The organism is Acidovorax sp. FG60 (genome assembly GCF_057808995.1).
In genome coordinates, this window is record NZ_JBMDJC010000002.1 from 417461 (window position 1) to 433570 (window position 16110).

The following is a 16110-nucleotide window of genomic DNA, read 5'->3' on the forward strand; positions in this document are numbered from 1 at the left end:
GTGTTTGTTGTCATCATCTGAGCCTTGAATTATAGACAGATTTTTAGCGATTTCGCAAACGCGCTACAACTTTTTCACGACCGACCAATTCCAGCACCGCATCCACCGAGGGCGTGTGAGCCGTACCCACGGTCAGCACCCGTGCGGGCATGGCCAGTTGGGGCATCTTCAGGCCCTGGCTAGCCAGCACCTGCTTAAACGCAGCGCTGATGGAAGCCTTGTCCCATGCACAGACCGACAGCGCATCGGCCAAAACATCCAGCGCGGGTGCAATGGCTTCGGTAACGTGCTGGCTGCGCTCCGCATCCACAGGCGTTACTTCACCGTAGAAGACATGCGCCCAATCGGCGAGCGCCACTGTGGTGTCGCAGCGATCCTTGAACAAAGCGCAAATCCGCGCAAGCCGCCCATCTGCCAGCGCTTCGGCAGATACACCCCGCTGCTGCAGCTGAGGCGCCACCAGCGCGGCCAGTGCGTCGTCGGCCATGGCCTTGAGGTGCTGGGCGTTCACCCAACGCAGCTTGGCTTCGTCGAACTGGGCCGCACTGCGACCCAGGTGGTCGAGGTTGAACCATTGCAGGAATTGCTCGCGGCTGAAGATCTCATCGTCGCCGTGGCTCCAGCCCAAGCGCGCCAGGTAGTTCACCATGGCATCGGGCAGATAGCCTTCGTCGCGGTACTGCGTGACGGGCTTGGCACCGTTGCGCTTGCTCATCTTCTCGCCTTGCTCGTTGAGCACGGTGGGCAGGTGGGCATACACCGGCGGCTCCTTGCCCAGAGCACGAAAGATATTGATCTGGCGCGGCGTGTTGTTCACGTGGTCGTCACCCCGGATCACGTGGGTGATGGCCATGTCGATATCGTCCACCACCACACAGAAGTTGTAGGTGGGTGTTCCGTCCGGGCGCGCAATCACAAGATCGTCGAGTTCGTCATTGCTGATCTCGATGCGGCCTTTGACCTTGTCGTCCCACGCCACCACACCGCCTTGCGGGTTCTTGAAACGCAGCACGGGCAATACCCCCTCGGGCACGGGCGGCAGGGTTTTTCCAGCCTCGGGGCGCCAGGTGCCGTCATAGCGGGGCTTTTCCTTGGCGGCCATCTGCTTCTCTCGCAAGGCATCCAGTTCGGCCACGCTCATGTAGCAGGGATACACATGGCCTGCGGCCTGCAGCTCTGCCAACACAGTCTTGTAGCGGTCCATGCGCTGCATTTGGTAGAACGGGCCTTCGTCGTGGTCCAGCCCGAGCCATGCCATGCCTTCGATGATCACGTCTACCGCCGCCTGGCTGGAACGCTCCAGGTCCGTGTCTTCAATGCGCAGGATGAAATCGCCGCCCGTAGCACGGGCAAACGCCCAGGGGTACAGCGCAGAGCGGATGTTGCCCAGGTGGATAAATCCCGTGGGAGACGGGGCAAAACGGGTGCGCACGCGGCCCGCGCCGGAAGCAGTGGTATCAGTCATGTCAATAAGTTCTGGCCCTCGCGGGGCCAGTTTCAAGATTCAATCAATCCAGAGAGCGGGGGCAAAGCTTGCTGCCAGGTCGCCATCCAGGACAAGGCGACCTGCAACGATCCTATGCCTAAACCTCTTGGGCATTCGGCAGCGCCAGGCGGGAGGTGTCTTCCTCTCCCTCCTCCACCCCCACCCGCCCCTCGTTCAGGCTGGCGATGCCCTCGGCAGTAATGTCTCCGGTCACATAAACACCATCAAAGCAGGACGCATCAAACCCTACGATGGCGCTATTGAGGGCGCCCACCGCCTTTTTCATGCCGTCCACATCCTGATAAATCAGTGCGTCGCAGCCAATCGCCTGGCGAATCTCTTCCACGGTGCGGCCATGGGCCACCAGTTCGCTGCTGGTGGGCATGTCAATACCGTACACGTTGGGGTAACGCACCGGCGGTGCAGCGCTGGCAAGGTACACCTTGCGCGCGCCGGCGTCACGTGCCATCTGCACGATCTCGCGGCTGGTGGTGCCACGCACGATGGAATCGTCCACCAACAACACGTTGCGGCCCTTGAACTCGCTGCCGATCACATTGAGCTTCTGGCGCACCGACTTCTTGCGCACACCCTGCCCCGGCATGATGAAGGTCCGGCCCACATAGCGGTTCTTGACGAAGCCTTCGCGGTATGGGATGCCCAGCAGGTGAGCCAATTGCGTGGCACTGGGGCGGCTGGACTCGGGGATCGGGATGATCACGTCGATTTCGTTGGGTGGCACGGTAGACACCACGCGCTTGGCAAGGGCCTCGCCCAGGTTCAGACGCGCCTGGTACACCGAAATGCCGTCGAGCACCGAGTCCGGGCGCGCCAGGTACACGAATTCGAAGATGCAGGGGTTGAGCTGCGGGTTTTCGGCACATTGGCGGGCATGCACCTGTCCGTCGAGCGTGATGAAGATCGCCTCACCGGGGTCGATGTTGCGCTCGAACACATGCGATGTGCCCTCCAGGGCGACCGATTCGCTGCCCACCATCACAGTTCCATCCTGGCTGCGCCCCATGGCCAGCGGGCGAATGCCGTGCGGGTCGCGGAAGGCCAGCAGGCCGTGGCCTGCTATCAGCGCGATCACGGCATAAGAGCCCTTGATGCGTTTGTGTACCGCACGTACCGCAGTGAAGACGTCTTCAGGCTGCAGCGGCACACCCCGGGTGGCGCGCTCCAGCTCGTGCGCGAACACATTCAGCAGAACTTCAGAATCACTTTCCGTGTTCGTATGGCGGTGGTCCGTCAGGAACAGCTCGGTGCGAAGTTCGCGCGCATTGGTCAGGTTGCCGTTGTGCACCAGCACGATGCCGAACGGTGCATTGACATAGAACGGCTGCGCCTCTTCTTCGCTGTAGGCGTTGCCTGCGGTGGGGTAGCGGACCTGGCCCAGACCCACATTGCCAGGCAACGCGCGCATGTTGCGCGTGCGGAACACATCGCGCACCATGCCCTTGGCCTTGTGCATGAAAAACTTGCGGCCCTGCTGGGTCACGATGCCCGCTGCGTCCTGACCACGGTGCTGCAAGAGCAGCAAGGCGTCATAGATCAGCTGATTGACGGGCGCTGGACTGACGACGCCGACGATTCCACACATAGTTGTATTCCATCCGTTTGCGGGAACAGCCCCGCGGCAACCCAGCGGCAACGGCTTCTGGCCGCAACCGCATCGCTATCAGGAAGGCAGATGCCTTCCAAATTCTTCCGGCAGCGCCGGTTTCAAGCCCCGAAGCACTTCAGCCAGCACCGGGGCCCCTTGGGACTCCTGCCACCACAAGGCTTCGTGCAGGGGCGTGAGGCCCGCCACCACGGCCACCGCCAGCAGCAAAACCACCCCGCGCAACACCCCGAAGGCCGCCCCCAAAGTACGATCTGCAGGCCGCAGGCCGATGGCATCCACCAGCTTTTTTGCCAGCCATGTCAAAAAACCGCAGGCAAACACCGACGCAACAAACACCACCACAAACCCTGCGGCATAGCGCAATGCTTCGGCCGACTCGCCCATAGGCAACAACGCCGCCATGTCCTCAGCAAACCATTGCGCCACAAAAAAAGACACCACCCAGCCCACCAGAGACAGCACCTCGAACACCAGCCCGCGCCAGGCTCCTACGAGCATCGATGCCAGCAGCACCGCCGCAAAAATCCAGTCCAGCGCAGCCATGGATACAAAAACCCCTTGGCGCTGGCCTACAGAGTCAGCACAGAGGCCGACAGATCCAGCGCCTTGATGCGCGCCGCAGCCTTGTCCGCCTCAGCCCGGTTGGTGAAAGGCCCCACACGAACCCGTGTGCGCTTGCCCTCCTTGGTGTCCACCACCTGGGTGTAGGTTTTCATGCCCGCACGCTCCACTTTGGTACGCGCTTCACGGGCTTTGTCTGCGTCTGCGAAAGCACCCACCTGCACAATGAACCGGGCTTCCTCGGCGGTGGCAGCCGCAGCCGCGGGCTCTGCCGACCGGCCTTCCAGCAGCGCACGCGCGCGGGCAGCCTCGTCCGGGCGCTGCACAGGCTTGGGCTCGCTGGGCACCGGCGGCTTGGGCTCTGGCTTCGGTTCGGGTTTTATTTCCGGTTTGGCTGGCGCTGCAGGGGCGGGTTTGGAAGCCGCGGAACGCGATCCTTGCACCAGTTCCTCGCCATCCGCGAGCCCATTGCCCACCGCATTGTTGCTGCGCTGGGGCGTGGGGCGCGGTGCGGTGGCCACGTCCTGCGAAGACGGTGTCGAAGGTTTGGCAGCCCCTGGCGCCTCAGCAACCGGAGCGGGCACCACCAAGGGCGCCACCTTGTTGCGGTCGGGGATCTCGATGGGAATATCCACCGGAATCGGCCGGGGTTGGGTGTCAAACAGCATGGGGAAACCGATCACCCCAATCAGCACCAGCACTGCGGCGCCGATCAACCGATGGCGAGCACGCCGCCGCATCACCTCGATGCTCTCGGCCTGCGGGGTGCGCGGGCGCTTGGACGGCTTTTCGGCCTGAGCTTGTTCACCCTGACCGGGCCACCGAAACTTGAAAAATGCCATGGAGTAACGACTCGTTCGGACCTCAGAACCTGTCTATTGGCCCAGATGTTTGGCGTGCAGGCGAGGTGTTCCGTTGATCAGAACACCACCCACCGTGTAAAACGAGCCAAAGACCACGATTCTATCAGCGGGGTCTGCCGCGGCGACCGCCGCCTCCAGGGCCTCCATGGGGTCTGCGTGCAGACTGGAGGTCACATCGCGGCGCCCGCCCGCCACCATCTGCACGGCGTTCCACTTCTGCTGCAGGACGGCGGCAGTCTCGGCGCGTGGGGTCGGCAGGTTGGTGAAATACCAGCGATCCACCAGCGGGCCGACCTTGGCGAGCATGGGCCCCAGGTCCTTGTCGGCCATGGCGCCGAACACCGCATGCGTCGTGGGGAAAAACCCCATGGCATCCATATTGGCAGTGAGTGCAGCCACTGAATGCGGGTTGTGCGCCACGTCGAGCACCAGCGTAGGCTGGCCTGGCACGATCTGGAACCGCCCCGGCAGCTCCACCAAAGCCAGGCCGTTGCGCACCGCCTGGGCCGTGACGGGAATGCGCTCGCGCAGGGCCTCCAGCGCGGCCAGCACGCCCGAGGCATTGATCAGCTGGTTGGCGCCGCGCAGCGATGGATAGGCCAGCCCCGCATAACGGCGGCCCCGCCCTGCCCAGCTCCACTGCTGTTTGTCGCCCGAGAAATTGAAATCCTTGCCGAAGCGCCACAGGTCGGCACCGATTTCCAGCGCATGGTCGATGACACTCTGGGGAGCCATCGGATCGCCCACGATCACCGGGCGGCCCGTGCGCATGATGCCGGCCTTTTCCCGGCCGATGCTCTCGCGGTCTGGTCCCAGGAATTCAGTGTGGTCGATGTCGATGCTGGTGATGATGGCGCAGTCGGCATCGATGACGTTGGTGGCATCCAGGCGCCCGCCGAGCCCCACTTCGAGGATGGCCAAGTCCAGCCGCGCATGGCTCATGAGGCGCAGGATGGCCAGTGTCGTGAATTCGAAGTAGGTGAGGGAGATTTCATTGCCATTTTGGACCCTGGCGCTTTCCACAGCTCCGAAGTGCGCTATCAAATCAGAAGCATTGACAATTTCACCGTGAACGCGGCAGCGCTCCTCAAAATGCACCAGGTGGGGCGACGTGTACACGCCTGTGCGGTAGCCCGCCTGCTGCGCCACCGCCTCCAGCATGGCGCAGGTAGAGCCTTTTCCATTGGTGCCCGCCACGGTGATCACGGGGCAGTCAAACCGCAGCACCATGCGGCGTGCCACTTCACGGACACGGTCCAGGCCCATTTCGATGTTGCGGGGATGAAGCTGCTCGCAGTGGCGGAGCCAGCCTTCCAGAGTGTGGATTTTGGTATGCATACAGGGCGGGATTGTCGCCCAGCCACAAGTTCGAGGATGATGCGCGGCATGACAACCTCACTCATCACCGTTTACGGTATACCCAACTGCGACACCGTCAAGAAATCCCGCACCTGGTTGACTGAACAGGGCGTGGACTACCAGTTTCACGACTTCAAGAAACAAGGGGTGCCCGCCCACCGCCTGCCCGACTGGATGGCGGCAGCAGGCTGGCAAAAACTGGTCAATCGGCAGGGGACCACATGGCGAAAGCTGGACGCGCAAACCCAGGCAGCTGTCACCAACGACGATACCGCCAGCGCCCTGATGCAGGCCCAACCTAGCGTCATCAAACGCCCGGTGGTGGAGTGGCAGCACGGTGGCCAAATGCACATTTCCGTGGGTTTCGCTCCCGACCAATGGCAGATCTGGTTAGGCCGGGCTGCAGGCACCTGAATCGGCACGTGAATCAATCGCCCGGACCGGAGAAATTGCACAAATCTTTACGCAGATTTACGGCGGGCAGGCCCTGAATTGACCGTGCGGGCCTAAACTTTTCTGCAGTCTGGTGCGTTATGTACCGACCCGAAAGGAGTTTCTCCATGAAAAAGATCGTCATTTTTTCCGCCATGGCAGCCATCGCCACCATGGCCAGTGCCCAGGAACAGGGCCGCGTGCTCTCGGCCACCCCCATCGTCCAGCAGGTCGCGACGCCGCAGCAGGTGTGTGGCAACGAGACCGTCTATAGCGGTAACCGCACCACCGGAGCAGGCGCCGTGATGGGCGCGATTGCGGGTGGCGCAGCCGGCAACGCCATTGGCAAAGGCAGTGGCCGCGCCGCCGCCACAGCCATTGGCCTGATCGGTGGCGCCGTGATCGGCAACCAGATCGAAGGTGGCCAGCCGCAGTACCAGAACGTACAGCGCTGCACGACCGAGACGTATTACGAGAATCGCACAGTGGGCTACGACGTGGTGTATGAATATGCAGGGCGCCAGTACACCACCCGCACCCAGAACGATCCAGGCCGCTGGATCCCGCTGAGCGTGCAGCCTGCAGGCCAGACCTATTCCACCCAGCCTGATCCTTACGCCTCACAAGGTGTGTACAGCCAGCCGGGCGTGGTGACCTCCACCTACCCTGCGCAACCGGTGTACCAGCAGCAACCCACTTATGTGACGCCGCCCGTCACGGTGATCGAGTACGGCTACGACAGCCGTCCTTACTACCCGCACCACCGCAACCCCTACTGGCGCTAAGCCCGGGCATGCCAGCATCACCAAGAGCCCTTCGGGGCTCTTTTTTTTGCGCCCAACGGCTGATGGGGATTTTTCAGAGGCCCGCTGTGGCGGCGCTCCCCGCCCCCTGCCCTAAAATCCCGGGTTTCCCTCTACCTTATCCAGCGCACCCATGACCACCGAAAAAATTGACGGCGTGTCCGTCACCACCCAGGCCAATGTGTACTTTGACGGCAAGTGCGTGAGCCACGGCATCACGTTTGCCGACGGCACCAAGAAGTCGGTGGGCGTTGTACTGCCCGCAACGCTGACCTTCAACACCGGCGCGCCCGAGATCATGGAATGCGTGGCCGGATCCTGCGAATACAAGCTGGACGGCACCGACGCCTGGGTCAAGTCTTCGGCGGGCGACAAGTTCAGCGTGCCCGGCAACTCGAAGTTCGACATCCGCGTGACCGAGGCCTACCACTACATCTGCCATTTCGGCTGATCGTTCGACTGCGCATTCGGCTGGAATTTGATTGATTTTGGCCTCTAGCGCTTATCTATCAAGCGCAAGCAGCTATCATTTTTGAGAAGCATTTCATGGCAACCATCCTCCAGAACCTCCCCCTCGGCCAGAAGGTCGGCATTGCATTCTCCGGCGGCCTGGACACCAGCGCAGCCCTGCACTGGATGAAGCTCAAGGGCGCCGTGCCCTACGCCTACACCGCCAACCTCGGCCAGCCCGACGAGCCCGACTACGAAGCCATTCCGCGCAAGGCCATGGAATACGGCGCAGAGAAGGCTCGCCTGGTGGACTGCCGCACCCAACTGGCGCACGAAGGCATTGCCGCCCTGCAGGCTGGCGCCTTCCATATCAGCACTGGCGGCCTCACCTACTTCAACACCACGCCCCTGGGCCGCGCTGTGACCGGCACCATGCTGGTGGCGGCGATGAAGGAAGACGACGTCAACATCTGGGGCGACGGATCGACCTTCAAGGGCAACGACATCGAGCGCTTTTACCGCTACGGCCTGCTGACCAACCCCTCGCTCAAGATCTACAAGCCCTGGCTGGACCAGCTGTTCATCGACGAACTGGGCGGCCGCGCCGAGATGTCGGCGTTCATGACACAAGCCGGTTTTGGCTACAAGATGAGCGCCGAGAAGGCCTACAGCACCGACAGCAACATGCTGGGCGCGACGCACGAGGCCAAGGACCTGGAGTTCCTTTCCAGCGGCATCCGCATCGTGAACCCCATCATGGGCGTGGCATTCTGGAAGGAAGAAGTCGCCGTCAAGGCCGAGGAAGTGTCGGTCCGCTTTGAAGAAGGCCAGCCCGTCGCCCTGAACGGCGTGGAGTTCAACGACCCGGTGGAGCTGATCCTCGAAGCCAACCGTATCGGCGGCCGCCACGGCCTGGGCATGAGCGACCAGATCGAAAACCGCATCATCGAAGCCAAGAGCCGCGGCATCTACGAAGCCCCGGGCCTGGCGCTGCTGCACATCGCCTACGAGCGCCTGGTGACGGGCATCCACAACGAAGACACCATCGAGCAGTACCGCATGAATGGCCTCAAGCTGGGCCGCCTGCTGTACCAGGGCCGCTGGTTCGACCCCCAGGCCATCATGCTGCGCGAAACCGCCCAGCGCTGGGTGGCCCGCGCCGTGACCGGCACCGTGACGCTGGAACTGCGCCGTGGCAACGACTATTCGCTGCTGAACACCGAATCGCCCAACCTGACCTACGCGCCCGAACGCCTGTCGATGGAGAAGGTGGAAGACGCGCCTTTCAGCCCGCTGGACCGGATTGGCCAGCTGACCATGCGCAACCTGGACATCTCGGACACGCGCGACAAGCTGGGTGTGTATTCGCGCGCTGGCCTGCTGTCGCTGGGTGGCAACGCGGCACTGGCGCAGCTGGAAAACGACCGCAAATAAACCTTGGGCCAGAATATGGGTCAAAAATGGCTCTAGCGCTTACCCATTAAGCGCTAGAAGCTACATATATATGAGCAAAGCCACCGGAAACGGTGGCTTTTTTCTTTGCGGGGAAGGTTGGCTGCTGGTCTAAACCACCACCGGCTCGGGCTCCAGCCGGATGCCAAAGCGCTCGTACACGCTGGTCTGGATGGCCTTGGCCAGGGTCATCACCTCGCCGCCCGTCACGCTGTCGGCGCCGTGCCCCCTGTTGACCAGCACCAAGGCCTGCTTTTCGTACACCCCCGCCTTGCCGATGGACTTGCCCTTCCAGCCGCAGGCATCAATCAGCCAGCCCGCCGCCAGCTTGATGCTGCCGTCGGGCATGGGGTAATGCACGATCTTGGGCTCGCGCGCGATGATGTCGGCGCACTGGTCGGGCGACACCGTGGGGTTCTTGAAGAAGCTGCCTGCGTTGCCCACCACGGCAGGGTCGGGCAGCTTGGCGCGGCGAATGTCGCAGATCCAGTCAAAAATCTGCTGGGCACTGGGGTGCTCCACGCCCGCCTCGGCGCGGCGGCGCTCCAGATCGAGGTAGCCCAGCACGGGCTTCCAGGGCTTGGGCAGCCGAAACCGCACATGGGTGATGACCGCGCGCCCCGCCAGGCCCATGCCGCGCGGCATGCCGCTGCCGTCGGGTGCTTCAGACGGCGCATGCTTGAAGACGGAGTCGCGGTAGCCAAAGCCGCACTGCGCGGCATCCAGGCTGAACGACTGGCCGGTGGCCAGATCGAGGGCGTCGAGCGATTCAAACCGATCCTGCAGCTCCACGCCATAGGCACCGATGTTCTGCACGGGCGAGGCGCCCACCGTGCCCGGGATGAGCGCCAGATTTTCCAGTCCCGGGAACCCGTGCGCCAGCGTCCAGGCCACAGCATCGTGCCAGACCTCACCCGCCCCCGCCTCCACGATCCAGGCCTTGGGGGTTTCCTCCACCAAGCGCAGCCCCTTGATCTCCATCTTGAGCACGATAGATTTCACATCGCCGGTCAGGATGATGTTGCTGCCCCCGCCCAGCACAAACTTGGCTGCGGGGGCCAGCTCCATATCGGCCAGAACGGCCTTCAGATCCGACACGGAGCGCACACGCACCAGGGTTTGGGCACGCGCAGCAATGCCAAAGGTGTTCCAGGGCTGCAAAGGGGCGTTTTTCTCGACTACCATTGGCCCGATTGTCGCACCCGCCCTTTCGGGCCCCTGCGATCTGTAGCTGTTTTCCCTGAGATTGAGAGCCATCCATGCCATCTTTTGACACCGTCTGTGAAGCCAACCTGGTTGAAGTGAAAAACGCCGTCGAGAACACCGCCAAGGAAATCGCCACCCGTTTCGACTTCAAGGGCACATCGGCCAGCATCGAGATCAAAGACAAGGACATCACGCTGATCGGCGACGCCGACTTTCAGCTCACCCAGATCGAGGATGTACTGCGCAACAAACTCACCAAGCGCAACGTGGACGTGCGTTTTCTGGACATGGGCGATGTGCAGAAGATAGGCGGCGACAAGGTCAAGCAGGTCATCAAGGTGCGCAACGGCATCGAGAGCGAGCTGGCCAAGAAGATCCAGAAGCTCATGAAGGAAAGCAAGCTCAAGGTGCAGGCAGCCATCCAGGAGGACAAGGTGCGCGTGACGGGTGCAAAGCGCGACGACCTGCAGGCGGCCATGGCGCTGATCCGCAAGGATGTAACGGACGTTCCCCTGTCGTTCGACAACTTCCGCGACTGAGATGGCGCACCCCCTGAGTCGCTTCGCGCCTTCCCCCTCCAGGGGGACGACGCCCTCGCTGCGGGGCGGCCCTGGCTTGGCGTCCCTCGCCTGGGCCGCGCCAGTTCCGAGGTACGGGGGAGGCGCACAACGCCATCAACGAATGACGATCCACTCCTTTGCCCTGGCCGCGCTGGTTGCTCTGTGCTTGGCTCCGTCCTGGGCTCATGCGCAGGCGGTGGCGCTGGCGGGCATGCTGGGCAGCAAGGCCTTGCTGGTGGTGGATGCCAACCCCCCCAAGGCGGTGGGTGCTGGGGATGAGTACCAGGGTGTCAAGGTCATTGCCGTCACCAAAGAAGAAGCCACCATCGAAGTCAATGGCACGCGACGCGTGCTGCGGCTGGGCGAGGCCCCGGTGAGCGTTGGCGCCCGTGGCGGAAGCGGCAAGCGCGTCGTATTGATGGCCGACAGCCGTGGGCATTTCATCAACAGCGGCACCATCAACGGGCGTGTGATGCAGTACATGGTGGACACCGGTGCTTCCACCGTGGCCATCGGGCGGCAGGATGCTGAGCGCATGGGGCTCAACTACCAGAACGGCCAGCCCGTGCGCATGAACACGGCCAATGGTGTGGCGCAAGGCTGGCGCATGAAGCTGGACTCAGTGCGCATCGGCGATGTCGAGGTGTTCGGGGTCGAGGCCATCATCACCCCGCAGCCCATGCCCTACGTGCTGCTGGGCAACAGCTTTCTGACCGAGTTCCAGATGACACGCATCAACGACCAGATGGTGCTGGAAAAGCGCAACTGAGCCTGGCCGCTGCACACACACCACCATGTCTGCCCACCACTCCACCGGCACCCCCCACCACGCCGAAGGCGAGTACGAGGACTTGCTGGGCCTGTGGTCAGACCTGGAATCAGCGCTGTCGGTGCTGCTGTCGCGACCTCTGCAGGTACAGGATTTTGCCGCCAAGGTGCGCCAGTTCGATAGCTGGATGCAGGACCTGGTGGCGCACGACATCGACGCTGCGCTGTACCTGATGTTCCAGCTGGCGTCCACATCCACCGTGGGCTATAGCGCCTCCCATGCGCTGGTGTGCGGCACCTTGTGCCACATCATGGCGCACGAACTGCAGCTGGCACCACGCGAGCGCGACAGCCTGGTGCGCGCGGCCCTCACCATGAACATCGGCATGACGGCCCTGCAGGATGAGCTGGCCGAACAGCGTGAACGCCCGACACCGGTCCAACAAGAGGCCATCAAGAGCCACCCGGAAGAAAGCATGATGCTGCTGGAGCGCCTGTTCATCAACGATGCTCTCTGGCTGGACGTGGTGGGACAACACCATGCCACCGTGGCCGACCGTGTGCCGCTGGCCAACCAGGACCCCGTGGACCGGCTCACACGCGTCCTGGGCACCATCGACCGCTATGCAGCCATGATCAGCCCACGCAAGTCCCGTGCAGGCCGCAGTGCCACCGACTCGGTACGCGCCATCGTCGGGCAGGAGATCGACCAGCGCGATGAGGTGAGCTACACCCTGGTGCGCTCCATCGGCCTTTGCCCGCCAGGGACTTTTGTGAAGCTCGACAACGGCGAGACCGCCATCGTGCTGCGCCGCAGCGAAAAAGCCAATCATCCGCTGGTCGCCAGCCTTCTGGACCGCACCGGCACCCACCACGCGCAGCCCAGCCTGTACCAGACGGCCACCGGAAAACCCCGCATCCAGTCCGCTCTGGCCCGATCGGCCGTGAGCCTGGAGCTCAACCACCGCACCATGGTGCGCCTGGGCCTCTATGCCGCCCAGCACAGCGCCGGGCTCCGGGGGCTGATTTCAGGGCCAGGTTCGCTGTAGAACCTGTCCGTACAAGAAGCTGAGCAGACGGCACGTGCACCGCAGTCAGCGCGGCGTGCCTTCCCCCTGCGTTTACTTTGGCGACTTGCCTGCACCCTCGGCGTTCGGCTTGGCCTTTTTGCTGCCCAGTCGCGACTCCTTGCCTTCGATCAGGCGCTGGATGTTCTCCTTGTGGCGCCAGGCCAGCAACATGGCCATCACGATGATGGAGCCCGCAATCGTGCCCTCGGCATACCACACCACCCCATCCACCAGCAGGTAATACACCGGCGCAAAGGCGGCAGCCACCAGCGAGGCCAGGGACGAGTAGCGGAAGAAAAACGCGATGATGAGCCAGGTCGCAGCCGTGGCCAGCCCCAGCCAGACGCTGATGCCCAACAGCACGCCCAGCGCTGTGGCAACGCCCTTGCCCCCTTCAAATCGGAAGAACACAGGCCACAGGTGGCCCAGAAACGCCGCCAGCCCCACCATGGCGACCGTGCCGTCGTCCAGCCCGTAGGGCTGACCAAACCACATCACCAACGCCACAGGCAGCCAGCCTTTCATGGCGTCCAACAGCAGTGTGACGATGGCTGCGGCCTTGGAGCCCGAGCGCAGCACGTTGGTGGCGCCGGGGTTCTTGCTGCCATAGGTGCGCGGGTCGCTCAGCCCCATCACACGCGTCACGATGACGGCGAACGACAGCGAGCCCAGCAAGTAGGCGGCCACAGCGGCAAGGATGGGATACACGGCGGTCAAAGTAACTCCTCAAAAATCGGGGGACGGCGGACGGTCTGCCGTGGCGGCCTATTCTGCCAGCGCGCAGTGCACCGGTTTAGCACCCAGCAACTGCACGCACACCTGCGGATCGATCTGCACCAGAAAGCCCCGGCGCCCGCCATTAATGGCAATGCGCGGCAGCGCGAGGATGGTTTCTTCGATGTACACCGGCATGGCGCGCCGCGTGCCAAAGGGCGACGTGCCACCCACCAGGTAGCCGCTGTGGCGGTTGGCGACCTCCGGCGCGCACGGCTCGACCGACTTGGCGCCGATCTGGCGCGCGAGGTTTTTGGTGGAGACCTTGCGATTGCCATGCATCAGCACCAGCAAGGGCTTGGCATCCTGGTCCTGCATGACCAGGGTCTTGACCACCGTGAAGGGGTCGAGGCCTAGCACCTCGGCGCTGTGCATGGCGCCGCCGTGCTCCAGGTATTCGTAGGGGTGCTCAGTGAATGCCACCTTGTTCGCCTTGAGCAACTGGGTGGCTTGGGTCTCGGAGACGTGTTCTTTCTTGGCCATGGTGCGATCCGGGTAGGGAACGAATGGTATCCAGTTGCGCGCCCCCACCGCGAACGGCAGGCAGCCCGAATCAAGGCACCTCGATCACCCGCGCTGCTGTCGTCTTGCGCCGCCCCACCTTGCGCTTGCCGTACTGCTCAATGGCAGCCACCAGCGCCTGCGTGAACTGCTGCACCAGCGCCGACGGTGCCCGCCCTTCCACGGCCAGCACCTGCAAGCGTCGCTGCTGCAGTTGCACCTCGTCAAACGGCCGGGCCGCCAGCAGGCCCGCCTCCACCCAGCGCGCCGCCGTGAGGTAGCTGGCCAGCACCACGTCCTGCCCGCTCAGCAGCGGCAGCAGCGCCGATGAAAAATTGCTCTCCACCGCCGGCACATACCGCAGGCCCTGCACTGCACAGCTCAGGTCAAACAGCTGCCGCCCGGTCGTGTTGCCCGCACCCAGCAGCAGCGGATAGCGCACCACATCGGCCACGCTCACGCTGCGCTGGCGGGCCAGCGGGTGCTGCGCGGGCATGATGGCGTAGATCGGGGCAATGGCCGAATGCAGCACCTGCAAACCTTTCTCGGGCGCCACGCTGTACTTCAGCGCCAGATCAACGTCTCCGCGCTGCACCAGGGCCGACACTTCCTGCGGCACGTCCACCAGCAACTGCAGCTGCACCTGTGGGTGCGTCTGCCGGAACACCGACATCACCAGCGGCATGAAGCTCGCGGCAAAGCCTTCGGTGCAGGCCACCCGCACACGCAAAGCCTGCTGGGCCGACAGCCCTTGCAGTTGCTCGACCAATTCTGTGGCCTGCGCATCGTGCGCCGTGGCATGGGCCAGCAGCCGGGTGCCCGCTTCGGTCAGCGCCATGCCACGTGCCTGGCGTTCGAACAGCGTCACGCCCAGGCTGTCTTCCAGCTTGCCCAACTGACGGCTCACCGCCGATGCTGCCACGTGCAGGCGCTGCGCCGCCTGATTGACAGAGCCGGTGCGCGCCACCTCCAGAAAGTAACGCAAGGGCAGGCTGAGCAGTGAAATGTGCATCGTGTACCTACTAACCAAAAGGCAACGCTCAGTTGCCAAATCTCTATCCAGAGCAATGGTAAACCGGCTCCCATCTTGCATGGTTTAAGGCTCCAATTCACCCATGGCTGTGGGTATCAGCGCGATCGCCTTTGCGGCAGTGCTACCAACACCCCACGCATCAACCTCTGGAGCCTGCATGAAAAGCCTTGTCCGAGTCTCTTTGCTGTCCGCCGTCCTGGTCACCTTCGCCAGCGCCAGCACCCTGTCCCTTGCCCAGACGGCTGCGCCCTCGGAGGCGTGGCCCCAGCGAACTGTGCGCCTGGTCGCGCCCTTCCCACCCGGGGGCGGCACCGATGCCGTAGCCCGCGCGCTGGGCCAAAAGCTGTCCACACGCCTGGGCAAGCCCGTGGTCATCGACAACAAGCCCGGCGCCTCCACCATCATTGGCACCGACAGCGTGGTCAAGGCCGAGCCCGACGGCTATACCCTGCTGGTGTCGGGCTCCACCAGCTACACCGTGAACGCTGCGCTGCGGCCCAAGCTGCCGTACGACCCGCTCAAGGACCTGGCGCCTGTGGCCATCGTTGCCCGCGCACCGCTGGTGATCGTGGTCAGCGCCAGCTCGCCCCACAAGGACTTCGCCGCCCTGCTGGCCGCCGCAAAGGCCGCGCCCAAAACTATCAACTACGCCACTTTCGGCTCCGGTTCGGCCCCCCACCTGGTCGGCGCACTGTTGGAGCAGGCCGCTGGCGTGCGCCTGCAGGACGTGCCCTACCGGGGCAGCGCACAGGCCATGATGGGGTTGATCGGCGGTGAGATCCAGATGGCCATAGACACCGTGGCCAGTGCCGCACCGCATGTGCGCTCAGGCAAGCTGCGCGCACTGGCCATAGCAGGCAACGAGCGCGCCCGCGCCCTGCCCTCCGTTCCTACTGTGCGGGAACTGAAGCTGCCAGACGCAGCCTTTGACGGCTGGTACGCCGTGGCAGCCCCGGCGCGCACGCCCGCGCCCATCGTGGACAAACTGGTGAAAGAAGTCGAGGCCGCCATGCGCGATGTCCAGCTGCAGGACCAGATCCGCGCCCAAGGCATGGAGCCCGTGTTCGTGGGCCCCAAGGCCATGCACGCCGCCATGGAAGACGAGATCGGGCGCTACCGCGCGCTGGCCCACCGTGCACAGATTGCGGTGGAGTGACCCCAGCAA

17 protein-coding genes are annotated in these 16110 nt (G+C 63.6%); 8 read left to right on the forward strand and 9 right to left on the reverse strand.

From position 1 onward, the window contains the following. Positions 1–43: 43 nt before the first annotated feature. From gltX to folC, 5 genes are all read right to left on the reverse strand, one after another. Complete coding sequence (gene gltX / locus ACODS0_RS04720) at positions 44–1465, reverse strand: glutamate--tRNA ligase (RefSeq protein ID WP_488833157.1); 1422 nt, start codon at positions 1463–1465, stop codon at positions 44–46. Positions 1466–1583: 118 nt separating this feature from the next. Next, on the reverse strand, positions 1584–3089 hold the full coding sequence (gene purF, locus ACODS0_RS04725; RefSeq protein WP_055402574.1) for an amidophosphoribosyltransferase: 1506 nt from the start codon (positions 3087–3089) through the stop codon (positions 1584–1586). 78 nt (positions 3090–3167) lie between these two features. Continuing rightward, the gene (locus ACODS0_RS04730) at positions 3168–3656 is read right to left on the reverse strand and encodes a CvpA family protein (RefSeq protein ID WP_055402576.1); all 489 of its coding nucleotides are present in this window, start codon (positions 3654–3656) and stop codon (positions 3168–3170) included. A 26-nt stretch (positions 3657–3682) separates the two neighbouring features. Continuing rightward, on the reverse strand, positions 3683–4516 hold the full coding sequence (locus ACODS0_RS04735; RefSeq protein ID WP_121506086.1) for an SPOR domain-containing protein: 834 nt from the start codon (positions 4514–4516) through the stop codon (positions 3683–3685). Positions 4517–4549: 33 nt separating this feature from the next. Further along, a complete protein-coding gene (folC, locus tag ACODS0_RS04740) occupies positions 4550–5875 on the reverse strand; it encodes a bifunctional tetrahydrofolate synthase/dihydrofolate synthase (protein WP_488833160.1) in 1326 nt (441 codons plus the stop codon). Between the two features lie 48 nt (positions 5876–5923). Between folC and ACODS0_RS04745 the strand changes: the two genes are divergently transcribed. The 4 genes from ACODS0_RS04745 (at position 5924) to argG (ending at position 9015) form a co-directional block, all read left to right on the forward strand. Then, complete coding sequence (locus ACODS0_RS04745; protein ID WP_488833162.1) at positions 5924–6310, forward strand: ArsC family reductase; 387 nt, start codon at positions 5924–5926, stop codon at positions 6308–6310. Positions 6311–6456: 146 nt separating this feature from the next. Beyond that, complete coding sequence (locus ACODS0_RS04750; RefSeq protein ID WP_121420433.1) at positions 6457–7113, forward strand: glycine zipper 2TM domain-containing protein; 657 nt, start codon at positions 6457–6459, stop codon at positions 7111–7113. A 151-nt stretch (positions 7114–7264) separates the two neighbouring features. Next, entirely contained in the window at positions 7265–7582 is a 318-nt protein-coding gene (gene ppnP / locus ACODS0_RS04755; protein WP_121506085.1) for a pyrimidine/purine nucleoside phosphorylase, read from the forward strand. Positions 7583–7677: 95 nt separating this feature from the next. Continuing rightward, entirely contained in the window at positions 7678–9015 is a 1338-nt protein-coding gene (gene argG / locus ACODS0_RS04760; protein WP_055402586.1) for an argininosuccinate synthase, read from the forward strand. A gap of 129 nt (positions 9016–9144) precedes the next feature. Here argG and murB read toward each other — a convergent pair whose 3' ends face one another. Further along, entirely contained in the window at positions 9145–10218 is a 1074-nt protein-coding gene (gene murB / locus ACODS0_RS04765) for a UDP-N-acetylmuramate dehydrogenase (protein WP_055402588.1), read from the reverse strand. 74 nt (positions 10219–10292) lie between these two features. Between murB and ACODS0_RS04770 the strand changes: the two genes are divergently transcribed. From ACODS0_RS04770 to ACODS0_RS04780, 3 genes are all read left to right on the forward strand, one after another. Further along, positions 10293–10778 carry a YajQ family cyclic di-GMP-binding protein gene (locus ACODS0_RS04770; RefSeq protein WP_055402590.1) on the forward strand — a complete coding sequence of 162 codons (486 nt, stop codon included), beginning with the start codon at positions 10293–10295 and terminating at the stop codon, positions 10776–10778. Positions 10779–10920: 142 nt separating this feature from the next. Then, positions 10921–11568: a retropepsin-like aspartic protease family protein gene (locus ACODS0_RS04775; RefSeq protein ID WP_488833165.1), complete on the forward strand. Its 648-nt coding sequence runs from the start codon at positions 10921–10923 to the stop codon at positions 11566–11568. A 25-nt stretch (positions 11569–11593) separates the two neighbouring features. Beyond that, positions 11594–12616, forward strand: coding sequence for an HD-GYP domain-containing protein (locus tag ACODS0_RS04780; RefSeq protein WP_055402593.1), 1023 nt, complete (start codon positions 11594–11596; stop codon positions 12614–12616). Between the two features lie 72 nt (positions 12617–12688). Here ACODS0_RS04780 and plsY read toward each other — a convergent pair whose 3' ends face one another. From plsY to ACODS0_RS04795, 3 genes are all read right to left on the reverse strand, one after another. Beyond that, positions 12689–13354 (reverse strand): glycerol-3-phosphate 1-O-acyltransferase PlsY, encoded by a 666-nt coding sequence (gene plsY / locus ACODS0_RS04785; protein WP_121420437.1) that lies wholly within the window; start codon positions 13352–13354, stop codon positions 12689–12691. A gap of 48 nt (positions 13355–13402) precedes the next feature. Further along, on the reverse strand, positions 13403–13894 hold the full coding sequence (locus tag ACODS0_RS04790; RefSeq protein WP_055402597.1) for an aminoacyl-tRNA deacylase: 492 nt from the start codon (positions 13892–13894) through the stop codon (positions 13403–13405). Positions 13895–13964: 70 nt separating this feature from the next. Beyond that, the gene (locus tag ACODS0_RS04795) at positions 13965–14924 is read right to left on the reverse strand and encodes a LysR family transcriptional regulator (RefSeq protein ID WP_488833171.1); all 960 of its coding nucleotides are present in this window, start codon (positions 14922–14924) and stop codon (positions 13965–13967) included. Between the two features lie 178 nt (positions 14925–15102). On the opposite strand from ACODS0_RS04795, the gene ACODS0_RS04800 reads away from it, so the two are divergent. Then, complete coding sequence (locus ACODS0_RS04800; protein WP_488833173.1) at positions 15103–16101, forward strand: Bug family tripartite tricarboxylate transporter substrate binding protein; 999 nt, start codon at positions 15103–15105, stop codon at positions 16099–16101. The last annotated feature ends 9 nt before the right edge of the window (positions 16102–16110 follow it).